General features: G+C 66.0%; 23 protein-coding genes. 9 read left to right on the top strand and 14 right to left on the bottom strand.

Annotation, left to right across the window (positions count from 1 at the left end):
* Both AC5Y42_RS14640 and AC5Y42_RS14635 read left to right on the top strand, forming a co-directional pair.
* Positions 1 to 1,107, top strand: coding sequence for an adenylate/guanylate cyclase domain-containing protein (locus AC5Y42_RS14640; RefSeq protein WP_499899132.1), 1,107 nt, complete (start codon positions 1 to 3; stop codon positions 1,105 to 1,107).
* Between the two features lie 11 nt (positions 1,108 to 1,118).
* On the top strand, positions 1,119 to 2,642 hold the full coding sequence (locus tag AC5Y42_RS14635) for a leucyl aminopeptidase (protein ID WP_499899130.1): 1,524 nt from the start codon (positions 1,119 to 1,121) through the stop codon (positions 2,640 to 2,642).
* Between the two features lie 14 nt (positions 2,643 to 2,656).
* Here the strand turns inward: AC5Y42_RS14635 and AC5Y42_RS14630 are convergent, their stop codons facing one another.
* From AC5Y42_RS14630 to AC5Y42_RS14615, 4 genes are all read right to left on the bottom strand, one after another.
* Positions 2,657 to 4,081: a phytoene desaturase family protein gene (locus AC5Y42_RS14630; protein ID WP_499899129.1), complete on the bottom strand. Its 1,425-nt coding sequence runs from the start codon at positions 4,079 to 4,081 to the stop codon at positions 2,657 to 2,659.
* A gap of 8 nt (positions 4,082 to 4,089) precedes the next feature.
* Positions 4,090 to 4,554, bottom strand: coding sequence for an SRPBCC family protein (locus AC5Y42_RS14625; protein WP_499884187.1), 465 nt, complete (start codon positions 4,552 to 4,554; stop codon positions 4,090 to 4,092).
* A gap of 89 nt (positions 4,555 to 4,643) precedes the next feature.
* Positions 4,644 to 5,384 (bottom strand): hypothetical protein, encoded by a 741-nt coding sequence (locus tag AC5Y42_RS14620; RefSeq protein WP_499899128.1) that lies wholly within the window; start codon positions 5,382 to 5,384, stop codon positions 4,644 to 4,646.
* 15 nt (positions 5,385 to 5,399) lie between these two features.
* Entirely contained in the window at positions 5,400 to 5,768 is a 369-nt protein-coding gene (locus tag AC5Y42_RS14615; RefSeq protein ID WP_499899126.1) for a hypothetical protein, read from the bottom strand.
* Positions 5,769 to 6,078: 310 nt separating this feature from the next.
* On the opposite strand from AC5Y42_RS14615, the gene sucB reads away from it, so the two are divergent.
* Genes sucB through AC5Y42_RS14590 form a run of 5 tightly spaced genes read left to right on the top strand, consistent with a single transcriptional unit; the run spans position 6,079 to position 11,187 of the window.
* Positions 6,079 to 7,827 (top strand): 2-oxoglutarate dehydrogenase, E2 component, dihydrolipoamide succinyltransferase, encoded by a 1,749-nt coding sequence (gene sucB, locus AC5Y42_RS14610; RefSeq protein ID WP_499899125.1) that lies wholly within the window; start codon positions 6,079 to 6,081, stop codon positions 7,825 to 7,827.
* A gap of 4 nt (positions 7,828 to 7,831) precedes the next feature.
* Positions 7,832 to 8,743 carry a TIGR01777 family oxidoreductase gene (locus AC5Y42_RS14605; protein ID WP_499899123.1) on the top strand — a complete coding sequence of 304 codons (912 nt, stop codon included), beginning with the start codon at positions 7,832 to 7,834 and terminating at the stop codon, positions 8,741 to 8,743.
* Positions 8,744 to 8,793: 50 nt separating this feature from the next.
* Positions 8,794 to 9,492, top strand: coding sequence for a lipoyl(octanoyl) transferase LipB (lipB, locus tag AC5Y42_RS14600; RefSeq protein WP_499899121.1), 699 nt, complete (start codon positions 8,794 to 8,796; stop codon positions 9,490 to 9,492).
* Positions 9,489 to 10,430, top strand: coding sequence for a lipoyl synthase (gene lipA, locus AC5Y42_RS14595; RefSeq protein ID WP_499899119.1), 942 nt, complete (start codon positions 9,489 to 9,491; stop codon positions 10,428 to 10,430). The genes lipB and lipA overlap by 4 nt, the downstream gene beginning before the upstream one ends.
* Positions 10,431 to 10,434: 4 nt before the next feature.
* Positions 10,435 to 11,187, top strand: a complete 753-nt coding sequence (locus AC5Y42_RS14590; RefSeq protein ID WP_499899118.1) for a DUF4191 domain-containing protein — start codon at positions 10,435 to 10,437, stop codon at positions 11,185 to 11,187.
* Here the strand turns inward: AC5Y42_RS14590 and AC5Y42_RS14585 are convergent.
* Entirely contained in the window at positions 11,184 to 11,651 is a 468-nt protein-coding gene (locus tag AC5Y42_RS14585) for an RDD family protein (RefSeq protein ID WP_499899116.1), read from the bottom strand. The two genes, AC5Y42_RS14590 and AC5Y42_RS14585, sit on opposite strands and share 4 nt — an antisense overlap.
* A gap of 202 nt (positions 11,652 to 11,853) precedes the next feature.
* On the opposite strand from AC5Y42_RS14585, the gene glnA (AC5Y42_RS14580) reads away from it, so the two are divergent.
* The gene (gene glnA, locus AC5Y42_RS14580; protein WP_499899115.1) at positions 11,854 to 13,290 is read left to right on the top strand and encodes a type I glutamate--ammonia ligase; all 1,437 of its coding nucleotides are present in this window, start codon (positions 11,854 to 11,856) and stop codon (positions 13,288 to 13,290) included.
* A 5-nt stretch (positions 13,291 to 13,295) separates the two neighbouring features.
* Here glnA (AC5Y42_RS14580) and AC5Y42_RS14575 read toward each other — a convergent pair whose 3' ends face one another.
* Complete coding sequence (locus AC5Y42_RS14575) at positions 13,296 to 14,558, bottom strand: hypothetical protein (protein ID WP_499899113.1); 1,263 nt, start codon at positions 14,556 to 14,558, stop codon at positions 13,296 to 13,298.
* Positions 14,559 to 14,772: 214 nt separating this feature from the next.
* Between AC5Y42_RS14575 and AC5Y42_RS14570 the strand changes: the two genes are divergently transcribed.
* Complete coding sequence (locus tag AC5Y42_RS14570) at positions 14,773 to 15,279, top strand: DoxX family protein (protein ID WP_499899112.1); 507 nt, start codon at positions 14,773 to 14,775, stop codon at positions 15,277 to 15,279.
* Here AC5Y42_RS14570 and mddA read toward each other — a convergent pair.
* From mddA to glnA (AC5Y42_RS14530), 8 genes are all read right to left on the bottom strand, one after another.
* Positions 15,276 to 16,064: a methanethiol S-methyltransferase gene (mddA, locus tag AC5Y42_RS14565; RefSeq protein WP_499899110.1), complete on the bottom strand. Its 789-nt coding sequence runs from the start codon at positions 16,062 to 16,064 to the stop codon at positions 15,276 to 15,278. The genes AC5Y42_RS14570 and mddA overlap by 4 nt on opposite strands.
* 108 nt (positions 16,065 to 16,172) lie before the next feature.
* Positions 16,173 to 17,303 (bottom strand): epoxide hydrolase family protein, encoded by a 1,131-nt coding sequence (locus AC5Y42_RS14560; protein WP_499899109.1) that lies wholly within the window; start codon positions 17,301 to 17,303, stop codon positions 16,173 to 16,175.
* Positions 17,300 to 17,533, bottom strand: coding sequence for a hypothetical protein (locus AC5Y42_RS14555; protein ID WP_499899107.1), 234 nt, complete (start codon positions 17,531 to 17,533; stop codon positions 17,300 to 17,302). The genes AC5Y42_RS14560 and AC5Y42_RS14555 overlap by 4 nt, the downstream gene beginning before the upstream one ends.
* A gap of 272 nt (positions 17,534 to 17,805) precedes the next feature.
* Positions 17,806 to 19,179, bottom strand: a complete 1,374-nt coding sequence (locus tag AC5Y42_RS14550; protein ID WP_499899106.1) for an HNH endonuclease signature motif containing protein — start codon at positions 19,177 to 19,179, stop codon at positions 17,806 to 17,808.
* 131 nt (positions 19,180 to 19,310) lie between these two features.
* Complete coding sequence (locus AC5Y42_RS14545; protein WP_499899104.1) at positions 19,311 to 20,171, bottom strand: TIGR03619 family F420-dependent LLM class oxidoreductase; 861 nt, start codon at positions 20,169 to 20,171, stop codon at positions 19,311 to 19,313.
* Entirely contained in the window at positions 20,168 to 20,779 is a 612-nt protein-coding gene (locus tag AC5Y42_RS14540; RefSeq protein ID WP_499899345.1) for a PaaI family thioesterase, read from the bottom strand. Before AC5Y42_RS14540 ends, AC5Y42_RS14545 begins: the two co-directional genes overlap by 4 nt.
* 29 nt (positions 20,780 to 20,808) lie before the next feature.
* On the bottom strand, positions 20,809 to 23,787 hold the full coding sequence (locus AC5Y42_RS14535; RefSeq protein WP_499899101.1) for a bifunctional [glutamine synthetase] adenylyltransferase/[glutamine synthetase]-adenylyl-L-tyrosine phosphorylase: 2,979 nt from the start codon (positions 23,785 to 23,787) through the stop codon (positions 20,809 to 20,811).
* Between the two features lie 27 nt (positions 23,788 to 23,814).
* Entirely contained in the window at positions 23,815 to 25,155 is a 1,341-nt protein-coding gene (glnA, locus tag AC5Y42_RS14530; RefSeq protein ID WP_499899099.1) for a type I glutamate--ammonia ligase, read from the bottom strand.
* Between the last annotated feature and the right edge of the window lie 18 nt (positions 25,156 to 25,173).

The following is a 25,173-nucleotide window of genomic DNA, read 5'->3' as shown; positions in this document are numbered from 1 at the left end:
ATGCCCCACACTAATCAGGTGGTCAATTTTGATGCGCTGGAAGCTGCCGGACTCGCCGATGCGCGCAACCGGGCGCCGCTCATCCACTACCTCGATGACCTCGGGTTCACCCCAGGCGACATGGTCGAGGCCGAGCGTCGCGGCCGCCTGTTCGGGCTTGCGGGTGACGTGCTGGGCTGGTCGGGCCCGCCCGTCTACAGCCTGCAAAGCGCCGCCGACGTGCTGAGTGTTCCGGTCGAGGATGTCGAGCAGGCCTGGACGATGCTCGGCCTGTGCGTCGCGGGCCGCGACACGCCGGCGTTGAGCGAGGCCGATGTCGATGGTCTGGGAACCTGGTTCGCGATGCGGGCGCAGCTTGGCGACCCCGCCGACGGCTTCCTGCGGGTGCTCGGCGTGACGATGGCCCGGCTGGCCGAGGCCGAGTCGTCGATGATCCGGCTTAGCCTGCCCGACGTGTGGCTCGGGCACACCCAAGACGAACTCGCCACCGCGCGAGCCTGGCGGACGACCACGGAGCTCATCCCCCGCATCGGCGCCATGATCGACGCCGTGCACCGCCACCACCTGGTCAGTGCCCGAACGTTCCTCGAGGGTCTCGGCGGGGGCCCGTCGGCGAGCATGGTGTGCGGTGTCGGTTTCCTGGACCTGTCCGGCTTCACTGCGCTGACCCAACTGCTCACGCCCGCCGAGTTGTCGACTCTGCTCAACGGCTTTTCCGCCAATGTCTCCGATGTGGTGCACGCCGACGGCGGGCGGGTAGTCAAGTTCATCGGCGATGCCGTGATGTGGGTGAGTCCGAGCGCCGAACGGCTGGCCAGGGCGGCGGTCGATCTCGTCGGCCACCCCCTGGCGCGGGAAACCGGACTACAGGTGCGCGCCGGCCTGGCTTACGGGGCGGTGCTGGCCATCAATGGCGATTACTACGGCAACGCGGTGAACCTGGCCGCCCGGTTGGTTGCTGCCGCCTCACCTGGCCAGGTCCTCACCGCCGCGGATGTCCATGCCGAATTGCCGGACTGGCCGGTGATCGAGCAGGAACCCTTGACACTGAAAGGTTTCGACGAGCCGGTAACGGCGTACGAGTTGAGCCTGTCCACCGGTCGTTAAGGTGGTGCCCTGTGAGCACCGAACCCGGCTACCAATCCCCCGCAGTCACTGTTGCCTCTTCGCTACCGCGGCGCGGCGCCGCTTCGGCCGTACTGGTCGTGCCGGTCGTCTCGACCGGTGACGAGGACAGGCCCGGCGCGGTCGTCGCGGCAGCCGAGCCGTTCCTGGACGCCGACGCCATCACCGAGATCGAGGGCGCCCTGCGAGCGCTGGACGCCACCGGCGGCAACGAACAGACCCATCGGCTGGTGGTGAAGTCGCTGCCGGTGGCCAGTGTGCTCACCGTCGGTCTGGGTAAGCGTCGTGACGAGTGGCCCGCCGAGGTGATTCGCCGCGCTGCGGGTGCGGCGGCGCGCGCGCTGGGCGGCACCGAGGCCGTCATCACCACCCTGAGCGAGCTGGACCTGGCCGGCGCGGTGGAAGGCCTGATCCTGGGCGGTTATCGCTTCACCGACTTCCGCAGCGGCAAGACGGCGCCGAAAGACCGTGGTCTGCGCAAGCTCACCGTTCTCGCCACCGCCAGGGCCGCCAAAACCGAAGCCTCGCGCGCGGCGGCCGTCGCGACCGCCGTGGCCACTGCCCGCGACTTCGTCAACACGCCACCCAGCCACCTATTTCCCGCCGAATTCGCCAGCCGGGCAAAGGCTTTAGGCCAATCGGTCGGTCTCGAGGTTGAAGTGCTCGACGACAAGGCGCTGCACAAAGCCGGCTACGGCGGAGTGATCGGGGTGGGCAAGGGCTCGTCGCGCCCGCCGCGGCTGGTGCGGCTGCGGTACCGCCCCCAAACGCAGGGCCAGCCCAAGCGGGTCGCGCTGGTCGGCAAGGGCATCACCTTTGACACCGGCGGCATCTCGATCAAGCCGGCCGCCTCGATGCACCATATGACCTCCGACATGGGCGGGGCCGCCGCCGTCATCGCGACAGTGACGCTTGCTGCGCAACTCGAATTGCCCATCGAGGTGATCGCCACCGTACCGATGGCGGAGAACATGCCGTCGGCGACCGCGCAACGACCCGGTGATGTGCTGACCCAGTACGGCGGCACCACCGTCGAGGTGCTCAACACCGACGCCGAGGGCAGGCTGATTCTGGCCGACGCCATCGTCCGGGCCTGCGAAGACAACCCGGATTACCTGATCGAGACGTCGACTCTGACCGGCGCGCAGACGGTGGCGCTGGGTGCCCGTACCCCTGGCGTGATGGGCAGCGACGAGTTCCGCGACCGGGTGGCCGCCATCTCGCAGGCCGTCGGCGAAAACGGTTGGGCGATGCCGCTGCCCGACGAACTCAAGGATGACTTGAAGTCGACGGTGGCCGATCTGGCTAACGTCAGCGGGCAGCGCTTCGCCGGGATGCTGGTGGCCGGGGTGTACCTGCGCGAGTTCGTCGCCGACGGGGTGGCCTGGGCCCACATCGACGTGGCCGCCCCGGCGTACAACACCGGTAGCCCGTGGGGTTACACGCCCAAGGGCGGTACCGGTGTGCCGACCCGCACCATGTTCGCGGCGTTGGAGGACATCGCCGAACACGGCTAGGGTGTTGAGTTCCTTTACCGCAAGTCGGTCCGCAGGGCGCCGCGCGCGGCCAAATACCCGGGCATGCCATGCACTCCCGGGCCAGGCGGTGTGAAGGATGAACAAAGGTAGCTGCCGCGGCGCGGCAACCGGTAGGGCCGCAGTCTGGTGGCCAAGTTCACGACGTATCTCAGCGGATCCTGAAAGCCTCCGTTGATCACTCCGCCGCACATGTTTGGATTGCGGGCTTCCTGCTGCTTGGCGGTGGTCGTCACCTTCTTGGCGATCCTGTCTTTGAAGCCGGGCGCGAACCGCTCGATTTGATTCCCGATCGCTTCGGACATGTCAATTGTCGACCCGTTCGGCACATGGCAGTAGGTCCATACCGTCTGTTGACCGGCCGAGGTGCGTGTGGAGTCAAAGCGGCTCTGGTTAGCAAGCAGGACAAAAGGTTTCGACGCGTGTCGGCCCTTGTTCACCGTCGACTCGCTTGCGGCGACCTGCTGCAGCGTGCCACCAAGATGGACGGTAGCGGCATCCTTGCACTCGTCGGCCCGCCATGGAATTGGGCCATCCAGTAGGTAGTCGACTTTGCAGAGGCCCGGACCATACCGGTAATTGGAAAACAGCCGCCGATACCAGGTCGGCACACTGTCACCGAGGATGGTTGCCACTTGCGTCGGGGACACATCGAGCATCAGCACGCGATGGGAAGGCACGTCCGACAATCGCCTGACCCAATGACCCAGGCGGATCTCGCCGCCAAGGTGCTCGAAATACCCCAGTAGCGCATCGGCTATCTTTTGCGATCCGCCGCGAGGCATCGGCCAACCGGTTCGGTGCGCGCTTATCGCGAACATGAAACCCGCCGCAGCGGTACCGACGAGACTGAGCGGCATGAAAGAGTGTGCGGCCATGCCGGCAAGCAGCGCGGGCGCCCTCTCGTCGGTGAAATGGCGCTTCGAGAAGCCGACGATCGATGACGTCCCGAAGCGGGCGAACTTGGCGACTGTCAACGGGTGCTTGGGCGGGAAAGGGTCGAGGATGCTGTCGAATAACTCAATCCCATTGGACACCAACGGAGTCAGCAATTCCTCGTAGGCGGCCCTGTCGACGCCCATTGCGGCGGCCGCCTTGCTGACGTCACGGTAGAGCGGGACGGCGGTGCCGTCATCAAGCGGGTGGGCAGCCTCGATCGGCGCAAATATCCACTCGAGACCGAAATCTGCCAGCGGCCAACGCCGAAACGCCGGCGAGGCCATCGCCAGCGGGTGTATCGCTGAGCAGATGTCGTGCACCGATTCGTCATTGGTGACATGCGCGGATCGGGTGCCCCCGCCCGGAGTGTCGGAACCTTCCAGAATGAGGACTCGTCGGCCTGCTTCTGCCAGCGTCACTCCGGCAGCAAGTCCATTCGGCCCGGAGCCGACCACCACCGCATCGAATTGCTCAGCGGCCATGTGAGCGGTCACTTCACCTGACTGGGGTCGAACCGTTCAGCAAGTGCGGCCAGCCGCAAGATGCACTCGCGGTTGCGAGGATGGATCGCCACCAGTGTCAACCGGTCGGGGATGAGGTTGACCGCCCCCTCGGCGGGTACTTCAATCATCTCCACCCGGCACCCATCCGGGATCTCGGCCAGGCGCATCGTGATTTGTGCTGCGCCGAGCGGGCCCAGCCCCGCGCGCAGCACCAACTCCTGCAACGGCACACAGCTCTCGACCGACGTCTGGTCGTCGATCACCAATGGCCACACCCCGATCGAGTGCCTGATGGCGGTGCCGGGCTGTGGCCAGTCCGAGTCGACGGCACGGGTGCGGCTATTGCCGACCACCCATTGGCTATAGGTCCATCCGTCGGCGAGCACCTCCCAGACCCGCTGGCAAGACGCATGCACATCTCGAGTCGCGGACAGTTCTCGTGTCGCCATCATCGCCGAGGTCCTTTCGCATCAGGCTGACCCCTGCGTATACCCCCGACAGTGGTCAGCGACGCGTCAGAACCCGCCGCGATCTGCGATGGCTAACGGTGCAGCGTTGAGCGCTGAAACCAGTTGACCTTTTGCCGCCACGCCAACGCCGACGTCACCGCGAAGACGGCCCCGCACATGCACGCGAAAAACCACACCAGGCCCGCGGTTGCCGGGCATTGAAACGGCGGAATCAGCGCGGTGGTGAACCGCACCACGCACGCCATGATTCCGCTGACACACGCCACCAGATAGACCGTGGCGATGCGCCTCGACCGCGGGTCTTTGCGTAGGACCAGCAGTGCGCGTGCGCCATACCCCAGTAGGTAGGCGAGCGTTGCGCACAACAGCAGCCAGTACACGCTCAGCCAGAAATCCGTGGGCAGCGCGAAGAAATCCCGCGCATACGTTTTGCTGCCGTAGCTCAACGAAAAGGTCGCCAGCAGCAGCGGAATACACAACGTGGCCGGCCGTTCGACGTACTGCTTGAACGCCGCCTGCATGGCGTCGTCGTCGGCAAGGCGGCCAAGGGCGTTGTAGACGATCGCCGACGCGGCGACGACATAACAGTCGTGCCCGAGGTAGTTCTGCAGATTCCACTCGCCGGTGATGTCATGCAGGGCGACCCCGAGGGTATTTGCTGCCAGGGGCGACATCAGCGCAACCGCGCAGCCCTGCAACGCGATGTTGAGCGTGGCGGCGACCTCCCAGCGGCAGTTCCAGGTGACGCGTCGTATCCACAGGCTCCACGAAATAGCTGCGAGCGTGATGACGATGAGAGCGGTGAGTGCCATGGCGACCGCGGTGCTCTACAGCGGCGGCGCGTCGAGACGCGGCCGAAATTCCTCGATTCTGGGACGTCTTTTCGCCGTGACCACCGCGGCGTCCGTAGCGATCTGCAACGGATAGCTAAGTCCACCGATCTCTTCGGCCAGCGAGGTGACCTCTTCGGGATGGATGAACCGGTAGCGCGTCAGCAGCTCGGCCCGGTTGATGCCAAGGTTGGCGGCGGCCCGGCGAAGGTTGTCCGCTGTGATCAGGGTCCCCTTGTCCAGCTGGTCGTAATAGGTGGACCGCGGCAGCTCCATCGCGGTCCAGATCTGCTCCCTGCTCAGGGGACGGCCCGCCAGGTAGGAGAGAACCGTGGCGAGGTCTTTGCCGGTGTCGTCGGGGTACACGCCGAGCAGCTTATCCAGCTTTTGGATCCGACTTTTAGACTTTTCACCACGCAGATGCCATTCATTTCGGTGCCGCCGTCACCGATGTCCGACTTCCAGATTTTCCGTCCCGGAAAGTGCACAGTCGGCGTCGCGCAATGATGTCTGCTCGGCACACCCGCAGCGCACTCTGCCCTGGACGCGTGGCGGCAACGCCGTAGTGACAGGATGGTTTCGACATCCAGTTGGGTGCGCACCCCGGCTACCTTGGCGTTGGTAAGCCAGCGGTCGCCCCGTGCCGACCGACCGATCGATCGAGGAGTCAACAGAGATGGCCTTCTCAGTCCAGATGCCGGCACTCGGTGAGAGCGTTACCGAGGGGACGGTCACCCGCTGGCTCAAGCAAGAAGGCGACACCGTCGAAGTCGACGAACCGCTGTTGGAAGTCTCGACCGACAAGGTCGACACCGAGATCCCCTCGCCCGCGGCCGGCGTGTTGACCAAGATCGTCGCTCAGGAAGACGACACCATCGAGGTGGGCGGTGAGCTGGCCATCATCGGCGGTGCCGACGAAGGTGCACGCGAGCAACCCGCCCCCGAGGCACCGCCCGCGCCGGCTGCCGAGCCGCAGCCGGACGCTCAGCCGGAGCCTAAGGCCGAGTCCCGGCCCGAGCCGCAACCAGCCGCGCCGTCGTCCAACGGCGAGGGCGGCGCCACTACCCCGGTACTGATGCCCGAACTCGGTGAATCGGTTACCGAGGGCACGGTGACCCGTTGGCTGAAAAAGGTCGGCGACACCGTGAACGCCGACGAGCCGCTGGTGGAAGTGTCCACCGACAAAGTCGACACCGAAATACCGTCGCCGGTGGCCGGCACGCTGGTCAGCATCACCGCCGAGGAGGACGTCACGGTCTCGGTCGGCGGGGAGCTGGCCAAGATCGGGACCGGCGCGGCCGCGCCGGCGCCTGAACCGCAGGCACCGCCCGCCCCCGCACCTGAGCCGCAGCCGCAACCCAAACCCGAGGCGGCGCCGGCACCGCAAGCACCCGCGCCGAAACCGCCAGCGCAACCCGAGCCCGCGCCCACACCCGCGCGACCACAACCCGACGCCGCACCGGCAGCCGACACCCCCAACGCTCCGTACGTCACCCCGCTGGTGCGAAAGCTGGCTGCCGACAACAACATCGACCTGGCTCAAGTCAGCGGCACCGGGGTAGGCGGTCGCATCCGCAAACAGGACGTGCTGGCCGCCGCCGAAGCGAAGAAAGCACCGCCGCCACCGCCGGCAGCGCAGGCCCCCGCCGCCGCGGCGGCCCCGACACCGCCCGCACCCACGCCGGCGCCGGCGCTGGCGCATCTGCGCGGAACCACGGCGAAAGCCAGCCGGATTCGCCAGATCACCGCTGCCAAGACCCGCGAATCGCTGCAGGCCACTGCTCAGCTGACCCAAACCCACGAGGTCGACATGACCCGGATCGTGGCGCTACGGGCCAGAGCCAAAGCCGCGTTCGCCGAACGCGAGGGCGTCAACCTGACCTTCCTGCCGTTCATTGCCCGCGCTGTGATCGACGCGTTGAAGACGCATCCCAACATCAACGCCAGCTACAACGAACAGACCAAGGAGATCACCTATTACGACGCCGAACACCTCGGGTTCGCCGTCGACACCGAACAAGGTCTGCTCTCCCCCGTCATCCACAACGCGGGCGATCTGTCACTGGCCGGGCTGGCCCGCGCGATCGCGGATATCGCCGGTCGAGCCCGCTCCGGTGACCTCAAACCCGACGAGTTGTCCGGCGGTACGTTCACCATCACCAATATCGGCAGCCAGGGCGCGTTGCTGGACACCCCGATCCTGGTACCGCCGCAGGCCGCCATGTTGGGCACCGGCGCCATCGTCAAACGGCCGCGGGTCGTCGTCGATGACACCGGCAACGAATCCATTGGGGTGCGGTCGATCTGCTATCTGCCACTGACCTATGACCACCGCCTGATCGACGGTGCTGACGCCGGACGTTTCCTGACCACGATCAAGCATCGGCTCGAAGAGGGAGCGTTCGAGGCCGACCTGGGGTTGTGACGGGATGGCCAAATCAGTCATCGCGATCGCGGGTTCGTCCGGGCTGATCGGCTCGGCTCTGGTGGCGGCGCTGCGCAGCGCCGACCACCGGGTGCTGCGGATCGTGCGCAGAGCGCCGGCGAACGGCGGCGAAATCCGCTGGGACCCCGATAGCGGCGAGTTCGACGCCTCAGCGCTGCGTGGTGTCGACGCGGTGGTCAACCTGTGCGGGATCAACATTGGAGCGCGACGCTGGTCGGGCGCCTTCAAACAAGAGCTGCGGGACAGCCGCATCACGCCGACCGAAGTGCTGTCCGCCGCGGTCGCCGAAGCCGGTGTCGGAATCCTCGTCAACGCCAGCGCCGTCGGCTACTACGGCAACACCAAGGACCATGCCGTCAACGAAACAGATTCGGCCGGAAGGGGATTCCTGGCGCAGTTGTGCCAAGACTGGGAAGCGGCCACCGCGCCTGCGCAGCAGGCCGGCGTCCGCGTGGTGCTGGCCCGCAGCGGATTGGTGCTGTCCCCGTCGGGCGGTGCGCTGCGCAGGCTGCGACCACTGTTCTCGGTGTGCCTGGGCGCCCGGCTGGGCAACGGCCGCCAATACATGTCGTGGATCAGCCTCGAGGACGAGCTGCGGGCGCTGCAGTTCGCCATTTCGAATAGCGCACTATCCGGGCCGGTGAATCTGACCGGGCCCGCACCCGTGACGAACGCGGAATTCACTGCGGCGCTGGGCCGCGCCGTGCATCGGCCCACGCCGCTGATCATGCCTGGGTTCGCGGTGCGGGCCGCACTCGGCGAATTCGCCGACGAGGGCCTGCTGTGTGGTCAGCGGGTGATCCCGAGCGCCCTCGAGCGCGCCGGCTTCCAGTTCGACCACAACACCATCGGTGAGGCGCTGCGATACGCCACCACACGCCCGGCCGCAGCCTGATCCGGTCGCGAGCGTCACGCCCGGCGCGGCGCCCGAGTAGCCTCGCCACTGTGAGTTCCATCCGGTCCAGCCTGGCCCCGATCGACGTTCGCCAGCTGGGCTGCCTGGACTACCGGGCCGCATGGCAGCTGCAGCGCGAACTGGCCGACGCCCGGGTGGCCGGCGGTGCCGACGCGCTGGTGTTGTTGGAACACCCCTCGGTTTACACCGCCGGCCGGCGCACCCTGCCGCACGAACGCCCGGCGGATGGCACACCCGTCGTCGACACGGACCGCGGCGGCAAGATCACCTGGCACGGCCCGGGACAACTCGTCGGTTATCCGATCATCGGGCTGGCCGAACCGCTCGACGTGATCAATTACGTTCGGCGCCTTGAGGAGTCGCTGATCGCGGTGTGCACCGGCCTCGGCGTGCCTGTGACCCGAATCGACGGCCGCTCCGGGGTGTGGGTGCCCGCCGGTGACTGCCGACCCGCGCGCAAAGTCGCCGCCGTCGGGGTCCGGGTGTCCCGGGCGACAACGCTGCACGGCTTTGCGCTCAACTGCGACTGCGACCTGGACGAGTTCGCGCGGATCGTGCCGTGCGGCATCACCGACGCCGGGGTGACGTCGTTGTCCGCCGAATTGGGCAGCCGGATCGGCGTCGAGGACGTTCGGTCGGCAGTCGCCGGAGCGGTGTGCGACGCCCTGGATGGTCGGCTCGCACTGAGCTGGCAGCCCACCAGCGCCCGCGTAGCATCGGCATCGTGACCATCGCTCCGGACGGGCGCAAACTCCTGCGACTGGAAGTGCGCAACGCGCAAACCCCGATCGAGCGCAAGCCACCGTGGATCAAAACCCGCGCGCGGATGGGTCCGGAATACACCGAGCTGAAGAAGCTGGTCCGGCGTGAGGGCCTGCACACCGTGTGCGAAGAGGCCGGCTGCCCGAACATCTACGAGTGCTGGGAAGACCGCGAGGCCACCTTCCTGATCGGCGGCGAGCAGTGCACCCGTCGTTGCGACTTCTGTCAGATCGACACCGGCAAGCCCGCCGCTCTGGACCGCGACGAGCCACGGCGGGTCGCCGAGAGCGTGCAGGCGATGGGGCTGCGCTATTCCACGGTCACCGGTGTCGCGCGCGACGATCTGTCCGATGGCGGTGCCTGGCTCTACGCGGAAACCGTGCGTGCCATCAAGGCACTCAACCCGTCCACCGGCGTCGAGTTGTTGATCCCCGACTTCAACGGCGACCGTGACCGGTTGCAGCAGGTGTTCGAGTCGCGTCCAGAAGTATTGGCGCACAACGTCGAAACCGTGCCACGAATCTTCAAGCGGATCCGGCCGGCATTCAGCTATCAACGCAGCCTGGACGTACTCACCGCGGCACGAACGTTCGGCCTGGTAACCAAGAGCAACCTGATCCTCGGGCTGGGCGAAACGATCGAGGAGGTGCGCACCGCGCTGGTCGATCTGCACGACGCCGGCTGCGAGATCGTCACGATCACGCAATACCTGCGCCCGTCGGCGCGCCACCACCCGGTGGAGCGCTGGGTCCGGCCAGAGGAATTCGTCGAGCTCTCCGAATATGCCGAACAGCTCGGGTTCGCCGGGGTGCTGGCAGGTCCGCTGGTGCGATCGTCATACCGGGCCGGGCGCTTGTACCAGCAGGCTATGCAGGCACGCCCAACCGGCTCCGCCGTATCCTGAATCCATGGCGAAACCCCGTAATGCAGCGGCGAATAAAGCCGCCAGAGCCGAGGCGAAGGCGGCCCGTAAGGCCGCTGCCAAGGAGCGTCGCAGCCAGCTGTGGCAGGCGTTCACCATGCAGCGCAAAGAGGACAGACGGCTGCTGCCCTACATGATCGGCGCTTTCGTGCTGGTCGTGGGGCTGTCAGTGGCAGTCGGTGTGTCCGCCGGCGGGTTCACCATGCTGATGATGATCCCGCTGGGCATCGTGCTGGGTGCGCTGGTCGCGTTCATCATCTTCGGTCGGCGTGCCCAGCGATCGGTGTACCGCAAGGCCGAAGGGCAAACCGGCGCGGCGGCCTGGGCGCTGGACAACTTGCGCGGCAAGTGGCGCGTCACCCCGGGCGTGGCCGCCACCGGTAGCTTCGACGCCGTGCACCGGGTGATCGGTCGCCCGGGGGTCATCCTGGTCGCGGAGGGGTCGGCGACCAGGATCAAGCCGCTGCTGGCGCAGGAGAAGAAGCGCACCGCGCGGCTGGTGGGTGAGACGCCGATCTACGACATCGTCGTCGGCAACGGCGACGGCGAGATTCCGCTGGCCAAACTCGAGCGCCACTTGACCCGGCTGCCGGCCAATATCACCGTCAAACAGATGGACTCACTGGAGTCCCGGTTGACCGCACTGGGTTCACGCGCCGGCGCCGCCACGTTGCCCAAGGGCCCGATGCCCAACGCAGCCAAGATGCGTGGCGTCCAGCGCACCGTGCGCAGGCGCTAGCGTCGCACGACTGCCGTGCCGGTCGCCCGGTCCTGCAGACCGCGGCCGTCGACGTCGACGAACAACGCGGGAATGACGACCGCGATCATCAACCCCCGCAACGCAGCGCGTCCAAGCCCGACGTGCATCCGCGCGTCGACGGACTGCACCCGCACTCCGAGCACAAACTGGCCCGGAGTGAACTGAAACAGCCGCACCGCGATCATGCCCAGCACCAACCAGATGACCAGGACCGCGGTCGAGAGCTGGCTCGGCGTGACGAGCCCCAGCGTCAGGCCCAGCGCAGCCAGCCCGTAAGCCAGTAGCCAGTCAACGATCAGTGCCGCGAACCGGCGCCCGGTGCGCGCCAGCGAGCCAGGCCCCTGTTCCGGCAAACCGAGCGTCTCGCCGGGGTATTGCCGCTGCTGACCGCCGGAATTCAGCGGCCCGGGACCGGATAGCCAGGATGCGATGCTGCGGGCCATGGCCCCACAATAAGCATCGGCCGGCACGGACCCGGTTTCGACGGCCGCCGACCGGATCGCGTAACGTCAGCGCAACACGAGGTTGACTGCCGGGCAACATCGCCTCCTTAGCGTCTGATCGGGCCACCCGTCACGGCCAGTAGAGGAGAGCGCTTCAATGACCGCAGTCGCACCAATGCCCGTAGTGAAGGAGAGCGCCTCGGTGTCCGAAAAGACGGCCGACGACATCAGCAAGCTCATCGCTGACGAGAAGGTCCAGTACGTCGACGTCCGTTTCTGCGATCTGCCCGGCGTCATGCAGCACTTTTCGATTCCGGCTTCGGCATTCGACCAAAGCGTGTTCGACGACGGGCTGGCCTTCGACGGGTCGTCGATCCGCGGCTTCCAGTCAATCCACGAGTCGGACATGATGCTGCTGCCCGACCCGGACACCGCGCTGATCGACCCCTTCCGGGCGGCCAAGACGCTGAACCTCAGCTTTTTCGTGCACGACCCGTTCACCCGGGAGCCGTACTCTCGCGACCCGCGCAACGTCGCCCGCAAGGCGGAGAACTACCTGGGCAGTACGGGTATCGCCGACACCGCCTTCTTCGGCGCCGAGGCAGAGTTCTACGTCTTCGACTCGGTGTCCTTCGACTCGAGCATCAACGGCTCGTTCTACGAGGTGGACTCGGTCTCCGGATGGTGGAACACCGGCCAGGCCACCGAGGCCGACGGCAGACCTAACCGTGGGTACAAGGTCCGCCCCAAGGGCGGTTACTTCCCGGTTGCGCCCACCGACCAGTACGTCGACCTGCGCGACGCGATGACCACGAACCTCATCAACGCGGGTTTCACCCTTGAGCGCGGCCATCATGAGGTTGGCAGTGGCGGCCAGGCGGAGATCAACTACAAGTTCAACACGCTGCTGCATGCGGCCGATGATCTGATGCTGTTCAAATACATCATCAAGAACACGGCTTGGCAGAGCGGCAAGACCGCCACGTTCATGCCTAAGCCGTTGTTCGGGGACAACGGCTCCGGGATGCACTGTCACCAATCGCTGTGGAAAGCGGGCAGCCCGCTTTTCTACGACGAGTCGGGCTACGCCGGCCTGTCCGACACTGCTCGCCACTACATCGGCGGCATTTTGCACCACGCGCCGTCACTGTTGGCGTTCACCAACCCGACGATCAACTCCTACAAGCGACTGGTGCCGCACTACGAGGCGCCGATCAACTTGGTGTACAGCCAGCGCAACCGGTCGGCGTGTGTGCGCATCCCGATCACTGGCAACAACCCGAAGGCCAAGCGGCTGGAGTTCCGCTGCCCCGACTCGTCGGGCAATCCCTACCTGGCGTTCTCGGCGATGTTGATGGCCGGTATCGACGGCATCAAGAACCGGATCGAACCGATGGCGCCGGTGGACAAAGACCTCTACGAGTTGCCGCCGGACGAAGCCGCCAACATCCCGCAGGCGCCCACGCAGTTGGCTGACGTGATCGACAATCTGGAAGCCGACCACGAATACCTCACCGAGGGCGGTGTCTTCACCACCGACCTGATCGAGACGTGGATCTCCTATAAGCGCGAGAACGAAATCGAGCCGGTCAACATCCGGCCGCATCCTTACGAATTCGCGCTCTACTACGACTGCTGATCGCGCTAGGGGCCCGGCGGTCCAATCTGCCCGCCGGCCCCACGGCTGATCCCCCACGCGACACCGCATACTGCTATCGCCAACGCGCCGTAGATCAGCGCCGAGGGCCACCAGGGTCGGGCGGGCGGAGCAGGCTCCGCAGCGGCCAGCGCCACCAGGAAGCTGCCATTGTCGGTCGGCCCGGCGCCCGGCAGCGACTGAGTCTTGGTCACCCTGATCTGGGCGTTGCTCTCGGGATCGTTGACCTGGCCCCACGCCAACGTGGAGTCGTCAAGGAGGAAGGTGTCCCTGCTGCCCGGGGGTTGGCTGTCGTCGTGGCCCACCACCTTCACTTGGCCGACTTTCACGGTCTTGTCATCGGCCGGGACATACGCTGCGACGTTTTGGTACACCTCCGGCGGCGCCGCCGGGATGTAGTCCGGTGGCGGTGGACCCTGCCAACCCTCCGGCGGTATCCAAGCGCCGCCGTAGAAGCTGCCCGACGCCACATAGCTGTCGCCGACCGCGGTGAACGGGAAGAGGCCGAGAGCGGCGACGTCGAGCACGATCCGGCCGCCGGCCGGTAAGTAGGCCTCCCGGTATTCGCCGTTGTACAAGTAGCGGAACGTCATCGCCTGTTCGAGCGGGTTGTACAGCGTCGGGCGGTGGTACTCGTCGTACTCGATGTAATCCCAATGACGGGGGCGCACCAGTTCCCGGAAGCCGACTTTGACGACGTCGACGTTGCCGGGGTGGTCGTTGACCACATTCTGCACTTGGCGTTCGAAGTCGGCGATCTGCAGCATCGGGTGACTTGTGCTGAAATCAATCCGCGTCGCCGGTGCGGCTTTGGCGGCCGCGATCGCCTGCGGTGACGCATCCAGGTCTTTCGGTGCTGTCACCAGCGCGTATCGCGGCGCCCCGGGGGCCGGCGGGTTGATCTTCGGTCCCGGAATCGTCCGCAGCGGCGGCGGCTTTGGTAGAACTTCCGGGGGTTGTGCCGGCGGCGCGGGGGCTACCGGGACTACGGGAATCGGCACGGGCGGGGCCTGGGGAATCGGCGCGGGCGCCCTGGTCGCTGGCGCCGGACGCGGCGGCGCGGCCTCGTAACACGAGCGCGACGACGGCAGACGATATTGCACTACCCAGCGCAGGCAGTCGTCGCAGAACTTAGGATTGGCCCCGGCGCCGGCACATGGCGCCGCCTGGGCCACCCCCGATGTGGCGGCTACCGCCGAGAACGGTGCGAAAGCCAAGACAGCTGCCGCCACCATCCCGAGGGCTTTCATCTCGTGACCTTTCCGGAACCGCACTGCCTGACAGCTGCGACCACCGAGGTGCGGACGGGAAGCGGCGGCTTTGCCGTTATCTGAGACAGTGTCGCACTTTCTCTCTGGGCCACGAAATCGCGACTGGACCGCGATTCGCAGATGAGTACACCGTGTGTACCGGAGCCCGATGCGGCTCGTTTCCAAGATAGCTGCGCCGCCGTATTGTCGGCGCATGACGCGCAATCTGGAGGCCCGACTCAATACGCGTTCACCGTCGGCAGTGGCGGTGTTTCGAGTGGTGTTGGGACTGCTGTTCTTATGCCACGGCCTGTCCAAGCTGATCGGCTGGCCGGCAGGGCCGGTGATCCCGGTCGGCGAATGGCCGGTCTATTACGCGGGTTGGATCGAATTGATCACCAGTGTGCTGATCATCGTCGGCCTGTTCACCCGGGCTGCGGCCTTCGTTGCCTGCGGCGAGATGGCCGTCGCCTACTTCACTCAGCACCTGCCGCTCGGATTCTGGCCGCTCACCAATCACGGCGAACTTGCCGTGGTGTACTGCTTTGCTTTTCTGCTATTGGTCTTCATCGGCGGCGGCGCGTACGCGTTGGATTCGCGTCGTACCGGTGCCGGTTGGCGGGGGTTGCAGACCCGTTGGCGAGGGCCTCGGCAGATGGCACGACGCCCCCGGCTGGCAAGTCGTCCGCGGCTGGGCCGGATGTCTTCTCCGCGACGTTAGGAGGGCTCCGCCATGCTCGACGTCGGATGGCTTCGCCGTCGGCGCGGATACGGCAGCAGCATTGGCACCTCTTGGCGATAGTTGCGGTATTGCGCGCCGAGCACCGCCACTAGATCGTGTTCCTCGAACTGCACCGCGATCAGAATGTAAGCCGTGGTGCTGACGGCAAAGAGGAGATGGCCGGCCGTCATTGTCGGCGCCGCCCAGAAGGCGATGATGAAGCCCAGCATCAACGGGTGGCGCACCAAGCTGTACAGCATTGGCGCACGAAAACCGATGTCGCTCTGCGGTTTTCCCTGCCAGACCGCATACACCTGACGCAGGCCGAACAAATCGAAGTGACTGATCATGAAGCTCCCCGCAAACACGATCAGCCAGCCGATCCAAAACAACGCCCAGACCACCAGCCGACCGGCTTGGGAGCCGATGTGCCATATTTCGGCGGGCATCGATCGCCACTGCCAGTACAGCAAGAACAGCACCAAACTCGACAGCAGCACATAGGTGCTTCGTTCCAGCGGCTCGGGCACGATGCGGGTCCACCATCGCTTGAACACCGGTCGCGCCATCACACTGTGCTGGACCGCGAAGAGCCCGAGCAACAGCAGGTTCACCACAATGGCCAGCCCAATCGGAGCGGCAATAGCGTGATCGATACTGCGCGGAACCACGATGTTGCCGACGAAGCCGATTGCGTACAAGAAACTCGCGACAAACGCCAGGTAGCTCACCGCGCCATAGCTGATCGCCAATGTGCGGTTGACCCTGGTGGGTGACTGCGTCATGTTCGTGCACCTCCCCCGCAGGGATGTCCTCGCCGGAGAGCTATCAGTATCCCGCTGGTCTGCAGAAGCGCAATAGGGTAACCGGCTACCCGAATCGCCGACGTCTGACTACCGGAAGTTCGCGAAGAACGTACGAACGTCGTCGACGAACAGGTCGGGCTGCTCGAAAGCGGCGAAATGCCCACCGCGCGGCATCGTCGTCCAGTGCGTGATGTTGTAGACGGCCTCACACCAGTGCCGGGGCGCGGGAAGGATTTCCCGGGGAAATGCGGCGACACCGGTGGGCAGCTCGACACGGTCGAACTCACCGAAACTTCGGAAGCTCTCCCAATACAACCGCGCGGAGGACGCGCCAGTTGCCGTCGCCCAGTACAACATCACGTTGTCGAGAAGCTCATCGCGGCTCACCACATTTTCCGGGTGTCCGTCGCAGTCCATCCACGCCCAGAACTTCTCGACGATCCAGGCCAGTTGTCCCACCGGCGAATCGACCAGCCCGTAACCCAGCGTCTGCGGTCGGGTGGATTGCTGCTTGGAATAACCGGTGCCCCACCGGCGATGGTGGGCGACCGCTGCCAGCGCGCGCTGCTCGTCCTCGGTGGGATCGCGCATTGCCTCGGCCGAAGGGCGGGCAATCGGCATGTTCAGGTGGATGGCGATGCAGTCGCCACGGTTACGGCCCAGTTGGGTGGTGACGGCCGCACCCCAGTCACCGCCCTGCGCGCCGTAGCGGTGGTAGCCGAGGCGGCCCATCAGCGTTTCCCACGCTTGCGCGATGTTGTCGACGCCCCACCCGGTCGTCGTCGGCTTGCCCGAGAACCCGTAACCGGGAAGCGAAGGGCAGATGACGTGGAATGCGTCCTCGGGGCGGCCGGTCGCCGGGTTGACCAGCGGCTCGATCACCTTGTGGAATTCCACGATCGAACCGGGCCAGCCGTGGGTGATCAGCAGCGGCAGCGCATCGGCATGCGGTGAGCGTTGATGGATGAAATGGATGTCCAGCCCGTCGATTTCGGTGACGAACTGATCGAAGCGGTTCAGCGCAGCTTCTCGAGACCGCCAGTCGTATCCGTCGGCCCAGTAGGTGGCCAGTTCACGCGTGTAGGCCAAGGGCATACCTTGGCTCCAGTCCTCGACGCACTCGGCTTCCGGCCATCGGGTGTGCGCCAAACGTGTCCGCAGATCGTCGAGGACTTCACTCGGCACGTCGATGCGGAACGGCCTGACTTCCGGCGTCACAGAATTCGACGAGGTGACCTGCCCATGTGGTAACCGGACGGAAACGACATCTCGATCACCCGAAGCCGATCATTGGCTTTCGACTCGAGTTCGAGGACAACGCAACTCTCGCCGATGGCTTTGGATTCGAGAACGGTGTAGTGCTGACCGCCACCTTGGACATCGGTGATTGGGTCACCTGAGCGCAGTGCCTCGACGGGCACCAATTCGGGGGTTCGGTGTGCCTCCACGCTGGTAACGCTAGGACAAACGGGCCGCCGATGGAATGCTTTCTCAGCCTCGGCGTTTTGCTGGTTGCCCAAGCATTGTGGATGACCGACCGCACCGCCGGGCTTACCGCGGCCGCACAGCACGCACAGGTGGCTCAACGTCGCCGGCCAGCGCGACGGGACCTGCTGGCTCGGCGGCACGACCTGGCGACTGGGCGACCACCGATGATGACGTGGACCGCTCGGCCGATGCGATAGCGCTTGCTCTACCGACTGGCAAGGGCCGCGCGCCGTCACGGGTGATTGTCGTCGTCGTCTTCGGCTGCACGCAGCAGCTTCTCGGGGTGATGAAATCTGTTGATTCTTGGTTGGCCGCGATCGAGATGCGGCGGTGGGATCCATTGGGTGTCGCCATTTTTGAGTTTGCGGGTCTTCCAGCCGCCGGAGGTGGCCAGTTTGTGGTGGGGACCGCAGGCTTGGGTGAGGTCGTCGACGTTGGTTTGGCGGCATTGTGCGTAGTCGGTGACGTGGTGAGCTTCGGTGAGGTAGCCCGGCACGTCGCAGTTGGGGAAGGTACACCCACGATCCCTGGCGTAGAGCACTATTCGCTGGCCGGGTGAGGCCAGGCGTTTCGTGTGGTGAAGCCCGATCGCTTTGCCCTTGTCGAAGATGGCCAGGTAGTGGTGCGCATGCGATACCATTCGGATCACGTCAGACATGGCTAGCAGGGTGCCGCCGCCAGTGAGGGCTTTGCCGGCGCCGGATTCCAGTTCGGCCAAGGTAGTGGACACGATGATCGTGGCCGGTAGCCCGTTGTGTTGGCCCAACTTTCCGGATGCCAACAGCGCGCGCCCGGCAGCGTTGAGTGCGTCGTGATTGCGCTGGGCGGCGCTGCGAGTGTCGTTGTCGATGGCTTGCTGCGACGGGGTGCCGCCCAGACAAGGCGTGGAATCCTCCGGGTTGCACATGCCGGGGGCGGCCAGTTTGGCCCAGATTGCTTCGATGCCGGCCCGCAGCTCAGGGGTCACCCAGCCGGCCAGTTGCGACATCCCATCGGCGTGTTGATTACCCAAAGCCAGGCCGCGACGCCGCGCCCGATCGGCGTCGGTGAAATCCCCGTCGGGGTTAAGGCAGTCGGTGAGCCGGTCGGCCAACTTGGCCAGGTCGTCGGGACGATGCTCGCCGGCCAGCTGCGCCAGGTGGGCTTCGGCGCGCTCGCGGGTGTCCACATCCACGGCGTCGGGCAGCCGACGGTAAAAGCTGCGGATCACCGCCACATGACCGGAGCCGATGGTCCCGGCGCGCTGCGCGGCAGACGTCGCGGGCAACACCGGCTCCAACGCTTCGCCGGTCATCGCCCGGCGCGGCCCCAGATCGGCAGCCTCGCTGATGCGACGTGAGGCTTCGGCGCGGGTAATCCGTAGCCGTTCGGCCAACGCAAACGCTAACTTGCCGCCCAACTCGGTCGCATCGGCCTGATCGGCAAGCTGGTTGACCAATGGGTGCTCGACGGCGGGCAGCATCCGGCGCACGGTTTCACAGTGCTCCAACATGGTCAGCCGCTCCGGGGTGGTCAACACGTCGAAGCACAAGTCCAGCGCGCGTTTCAGGTATGCCTTCAGCCCATCGAAGACCCCTTCGACCTCTTCCCGGTTACTCGAATGCATGTTCGAATTGTATCGCGGCCTGCCGACGAAATTGCTCCGCAAAGGGGATCCTGTGGACAAAAGCCGAACTGTGGATAACAGCTGAAACCACAGTGATACAAGTGCTTTCAGTGACACAGCACTGGCCGATGTCACTCGTCGAGCAATAAGTCCTTGCGGAACCGCCGCATGCCGTCGACCTTCTCGGCCAGGCTGGCATCCGGCCCGGTGTAGAACATCCACGGCATGGTGAGGATGCCGCTAATGCCGGCCTCGGCGGCCCGCTGGTAATCGGCGACGGTGAATGCATCGGTGAGCGGCGTCAGAATCGTGAAATCATCCATCGACAAACCGTTTTCGGCCCGCAATGCACGCAGCCGGTTAGCGGCCTCGATCGCGCGATCTGTTTTGATCAGGTCTCCTATCCAGCCGTCGTGGCGCGCCGCGCGCCGCAGTGCGACGTCGCTGAGTCCGCCGACGTACACCGGTATCCGTGGCGGTGTCGGCTCCATTTCCAGCCGCGGTGTGCGGTAGAACTGGCCGTCGAACTCCGTCCAGCCCGGGCTCCATAGCGCGGCCATCAACTCCAGCATTTCGTCGGTGCGCTTGCCCCGGTCTTCGAATCGCTGCTCCATCAACGCGAATTCGTCGGCGCACCAGCCGACGCCCACACCGAGTTCCACCCGGCCCTCGGCCAGACAGGCGGCGGTGCCGATGGCTTTGGCCGTCGCATAGGGATTTCGCATCGCCGGGATGTAGACGGTGGTGACGAACCGTAGCCGGGTTGTCACCTGCGCGAGCGCGCCGACCAGAACCCACGGGTCAGGCCACGGGGTGAACGGCTGCCACCGTCGCTCGCCGTCCTTGGTGTACGGGTAGGGCGTGCTCAGCGTTTCCAGGTTCACGATGTGATCGGGGATCCCGATGCCGTCGTAGCCCAGGTCGTCGGCGGCTTTGGCGATTTCGACGATCTCGCGGGTGTTCAGATAAGCGCTGCTGATGTAGAACTTCATCCGACTTCCCGCGCCCAGGCCGGCTTGATGAAGACCCCTTCCGCTTCGGCGGTGATCCCGTCGCCGTCGGAGATATGCCCGCGGGCAATGGTTTTGACGCCTTCGACGCGCTCGATGGTGGCTTCGGCACGAAGCCGGCCCAGTGGCGTGCCGCGCAGATATTTGACGGTGATGGTGCCGGTGAACAATGGCTTGGTCAATCCTTCGCTGGCTGCCTCGCCCAGAATGTGGTCGAGCACAAGGGCACAGATGCCCCCGTGCACCAACCCCGGCGGCCCCTCATAGGCCGAGCCCAGCGAGAATTCGCTCCAACATCTGGCGCCGTCTGGGTCGTGGTGAATGGTCAGTGGTGGCGAGATCGGGTTGCGCATCCCGATCACGGCGTTGCCCCAAGCCAGTGGGCGCCCGTCGACGGCGTAGCGCACGCCTTGCGGTTCGTCGAGTTGGCTGCTGCGCAGTGTCCGAGTCACCGCTTGGATCGCGTTTCGCGCGTCATGCACGGTGTCTCCGTCGACCTGGGTCCGAAGCGTGGCGTCGATGAGGTCGCGCACCGCGTCGGTCAGCGGATGATACAACGCCGTCAGCCGCGCATGCTCGTCGGCGCTCATGATCTCGTAGGTAATGTTCAACTGGCCTCCTAGTCACCGAACACCTTGCGCACCACGGCTTTTGCTCGTCGAGTTACCCGCAGATAGTTGTCCAAGAATTCGCTGCCGTCGCCGTTGCGCCAGCCGGCGGCCACCGCGACGGCATTGAGATGACGTCCCGGTCCGGGTAACTGGTCGGTGGGCTTGCCCCGCACCAGCACCAGCGCATTGCGGGCCCGGGTCGCCGTCAGCCAGGCCTGCCGCAGCAGCTCCACGTCGTCGGCGGCAATGAGTTCGGCCGCCGCGATGGCGTCCAGGCTCTGCAGCGTCGAGGTGTTGTGCAGCGCCGGGATAGCGTGCGCGTGGCGAAGCTGCAATAGCTGCACGGTCCACTCGATGTCGGCAAGCCCGCCGCGCCCCAGCTTGGTGTGGGTGTTGGGGTCAGCGCCGCGCGGCAGTCGCTCGGCGTCGACCCGGGCCTTCATCCGCCGAATTTCGCGCACCGCTTCGGCCGACACCCCGCCTTCGGGGTAGCGCGTCTTATCGGCCATCAGCAAAAACCGCTGGCCGAGCTCCGCGTCGCCGGCCACCGCGTGCGCCCGCAGCAGCGCCTGGACCTCCCACGGCTGCGCCCACTGCTCGTAGTAGGCGGAGTAGGACGCCAACGTCCGGACCAGCGGCCCGTTGCGTCCTTCTGGCCGCAGGTTGGCGTCGACGTCCAACGGCGGGTCGACGCTGGGCGTCCCCAGCAGCGCCCGCACCTGCTCGGCGATCGACACCGACCAGCGCACCGCCTCCGAGTCCTCGACGCCGTCCGCCGGCTCGCAGACGAACATCACGTCGGCATCGGAGCCATAGCCCAGTTCGCGACCGCCCAGCCGGCCCATGGCGATCACCGCAAACCCGGCGGGGGCGGACCCCTGCTCGGGAAGGTTCACCCGGATCACCGCATCCAGCGCGGCCTGCAGCACCGCCACCCATACCGAGGTGAGTGCGGCGCACACATCGGTGACCTCGAGCATGCCGAGCAGGTCGGCAGAGGCCACTCGGGCCAGCTCGCGCCGGCGCAGGGTGCGCGCTGCGGCGATGGCCCGGATCGGGTCGGCATGCCGGCCCGCCGACGCGATCAACGCGCCGGCCACCGCCTCGGGCTCGGTTTCGAGCAGCTTCGGGCCGGCCGGTCCGTCGCCGTAGTGCTGGATCACTTCCGGCGCGCGCATCAGCAGGTCCGGCACGTACGCCGAGGTGCCCAGTACATGCATGAGCCGCTTGGCCACTGCGCTGCTGTCCCGAAGCGTGGACAGGTACCACCGCTGATCGACCATCGCCTCGCTGACCCGGCGGTAGGCCAACAGCCCGCTATCCGGGTCAGGAGTGTCGGAAAGCCAGTCCAGCAGTTTGGGCAGCAGGACCGCTTGGACCCGTCCGCGCCGTCCGCTCTGGTTGATCAGCGCCGACAGGTGGCTCAGCGCGCTTTGCGGACCGTCGTAGCCGAGCGCGGCCAGCTGGCGCTCGGCGGCCTCCGGCGTCATCCCGTGCGAGAACTCCAGTGCCGCAGGGCCAATCGACTCCAGCAGCGGCTGGTAGAACAGCTTGGCGTGCAGCCGTGACACCCGCAGGTTCTGGCGTTTGAGCTCCTCGCGCAGCACGCCCAGTGAGTCGTGACGCCCGTCGGGCAGGACGTGGGCCGCCCGCGCCAACCAGCGCAGCGCCTCGTCGTCGTCAAGGGCGGGCAACAGGTGGGTGCGCTTGAGCCGCTGCAACTGCAGCCGGTGCTCCAGCAGCCGGAGGAACTCATAGGAGGCGGTCAAATTCGCCGCGTCGTCGCGCCCGACGTAGCCGCCGCGGCCCAGTGCGCTCAACGCGTCCACCGTCGACGCCACGTGCAGCGACTCGTCACCGCGGCCGTGCACCAGTTGCAGCAGCTGCACCGCGAACTCGACGTCGCGCAGCCCTCCGCTGCCGAGCTTGATCTCCCGGCTGCGGACATCGGCCGGCACCAGTTGCTCCACCCGCCGCCGCATCGCCTGCACTTCGTCGACGAAATCGTCGCGTTCGCAGGCGCTCCACACCATCGGCATCAACGCAGCCAGGTAGCTCTCCCCCAGCTCTGGATCACCGGCGGCGGGCCGGGCCTTGAGCAATGCCTGAAACTCCCAGGTCTTGGCCCAGCGTTGGTAGTAGGCGACGTGTGAGTCGACGGTGCGGACCAGCTCACCCTGCCGGCCCTCTGGGCGCAGTGCGGCGTCCACCTCGAAGAAAACTTCGGATGCCAGCCGCATCATCTCGCCCGCGACCCGTTTGGTCACTGCGTCGGCGTGCTCGCCGACGAAGATCACGTCGACGTCGCTGACGTAGTTCAGTTCGCGGGCGCCGCATTTGCCCATCGCGATGACCGCCAGCCGCGGTGGGGTATCCGCACCGCAGACGGTGGATTGGGCCACTGCCAGCGCCGCCGCCAGCGCGGCATCGGCGATATCGGCCAGGTGGGCCCCGACAGCCGTGAACGGCAATACCGGCTCGTCTTCGACGGCCGGTGCCAGATCGAGTGCCGCCAGCACAAGCAGCCGATCACGGTAAAGCGTGTGCAGCCGCTCCATGATTGGGACGGTTGAGGTTTCGGTGACGCATTCGGTGAAGCTGCGACGCACCTCGTCAGCCGACGGCACCGTCACGGCGCCCTCCGAGCCGGCCAGCAGACGCCACGACTGCGGGTGGGCGACCAGGTGGTCCCCTAATGCCAGTGAGGAGCCGAGCAGTGCCAGCAGCCGACCCCGCAGCCCGCGATCGGTCAGCAGTGCGGCGTTGAGTTCATCCCAACTCGCGTCGAGGGCCTCGGACAGCCGAACCATCGCATTCAGCGCAGCGTCGGCGTCTGGCGCGCGCGACAGCGACCACAACAAGTCGATATGTGCGTCGGTGTTCCAGCCCAGCTGTGCCAAGTTGGCGCTCGCCCGAGAATCGACCAACCCGAGCCGGCCCACGCTGGGCACTTTTGGGCGCTGCGTGGCGGGTTGGCTCACGACCACGACGGTAGCGCACGCACCGGAGCGCGTTTACAGCGAAAGGTAAGTCTTCAGCTCGTAGGGCGTGACGTGGCTGCGGTAGTTCGCCCACTCTTGGCGCTTGTTCCGCAGGAAGAAGTCAAAGACGTGCTCCCCCAAGGCTTCCGCAACCAGCTCAGATTGCTCCATAGCCCGCAGGGCATGATCCAGACTGGCCGGCAGCTCGCGGTAGCCCATCGCGCGGCGTTCCTCGGGTGTCAGGTCCCACACGTTGTCTTCTGCTTGCGGTGCCAGCGCATAGCCCTTCTCCACCCCGCGCAGTCCGGCTGCCAGTAGTACGGCGAACGTCAGGTAAGGGTTGCAGGCCGAGTCGGGGCTGCGCACCTCGATGCGGCGCGACGAGGTCTTGTGCGGGCTATACATCGGAATGCGCACCAGCGCCGACCGGTTGGCTGCCCCCCACGACGCCGCGGTGGGCGCCTCACCGCCGTGCACCAACCGCTTGTAGGAGTTGACCCACTGATTGGTGACGGCGCTGATCTCGCAGGCGTGTTCGAGGATTCCGGCAATGAACGATTTTGCGATGCTCGACAGTTGCAGCGGATCGTCAGGGCTGTGGAACGCGTTGACTTCGCCCTCGAACAGGCTCATATGGGTGTGCATCGCCGAGCCGGGGAACTGCCCAAAAGGCTTGGGCATGAACGAGGCCCGCACGCCCTCCTCCAGAGCGACTTCCTTGATCAGATAGCGGAAGGTCATCACGTTGTCGGCCATCGACAGCGCGTCGGCGAAGCGCAGATCGATCTCCTGCTGGCCGGGGGCGCCTTCGTGGTGGGTGAACTCCACCGAAATGCCCATCGATTCCAAGGCTTCGATGGCGCGGCGACGGAAGTTGGACGCGGAGTCGTGCACGGCCTGGTCGAAGTAGCCGGCGTCGTCGGCCGGCACCGGTGGTTGCCCGTCGTCCGGGCCGGGCTTCAGCAGAAAGAATTCGATCTCGGGGTGCACGTAGCAGGAGAAGCCGAGATCGTTGGCCTTGCCGAGTTGGCGTCGCAGCACATGCCGCGGGTCCGCCCAGGACGGCGACCCGTCGGGCATCGTGATATCGCAGAACATCCGCGCGGAGTGGACGCTGCCGGAGGCGGTGGTCCACGGCAGCACCTGGAACGTCGACGGGTCGGGATGCGCGACCGTGTCGGCTTCGGAGACCCGGGAGAAACCCTCGATCGCCGACCCGTCGAAGCCGATGCCCTCCTCGAAGGCACCCTCGAGTTCGGCCGGGGCGATCGCGACCGACTTGAGGTAACCGAGCACGTCAGTGAACCACAGCCGGACGAACCGGATATCCCGTTCCTCCAGCGTGCGAAGCACGAATTCCTTCTGTCGATCCATGATGCGAAGCGTATCGCG

It is taken from the genome of Mycobacterium sp. NGS48, assembly GCF_059812585.1.
Note: the sequence above shows the minus strand (reverse complement) of the source record. Positions and strands in the feature narration are given on the sequence as shown.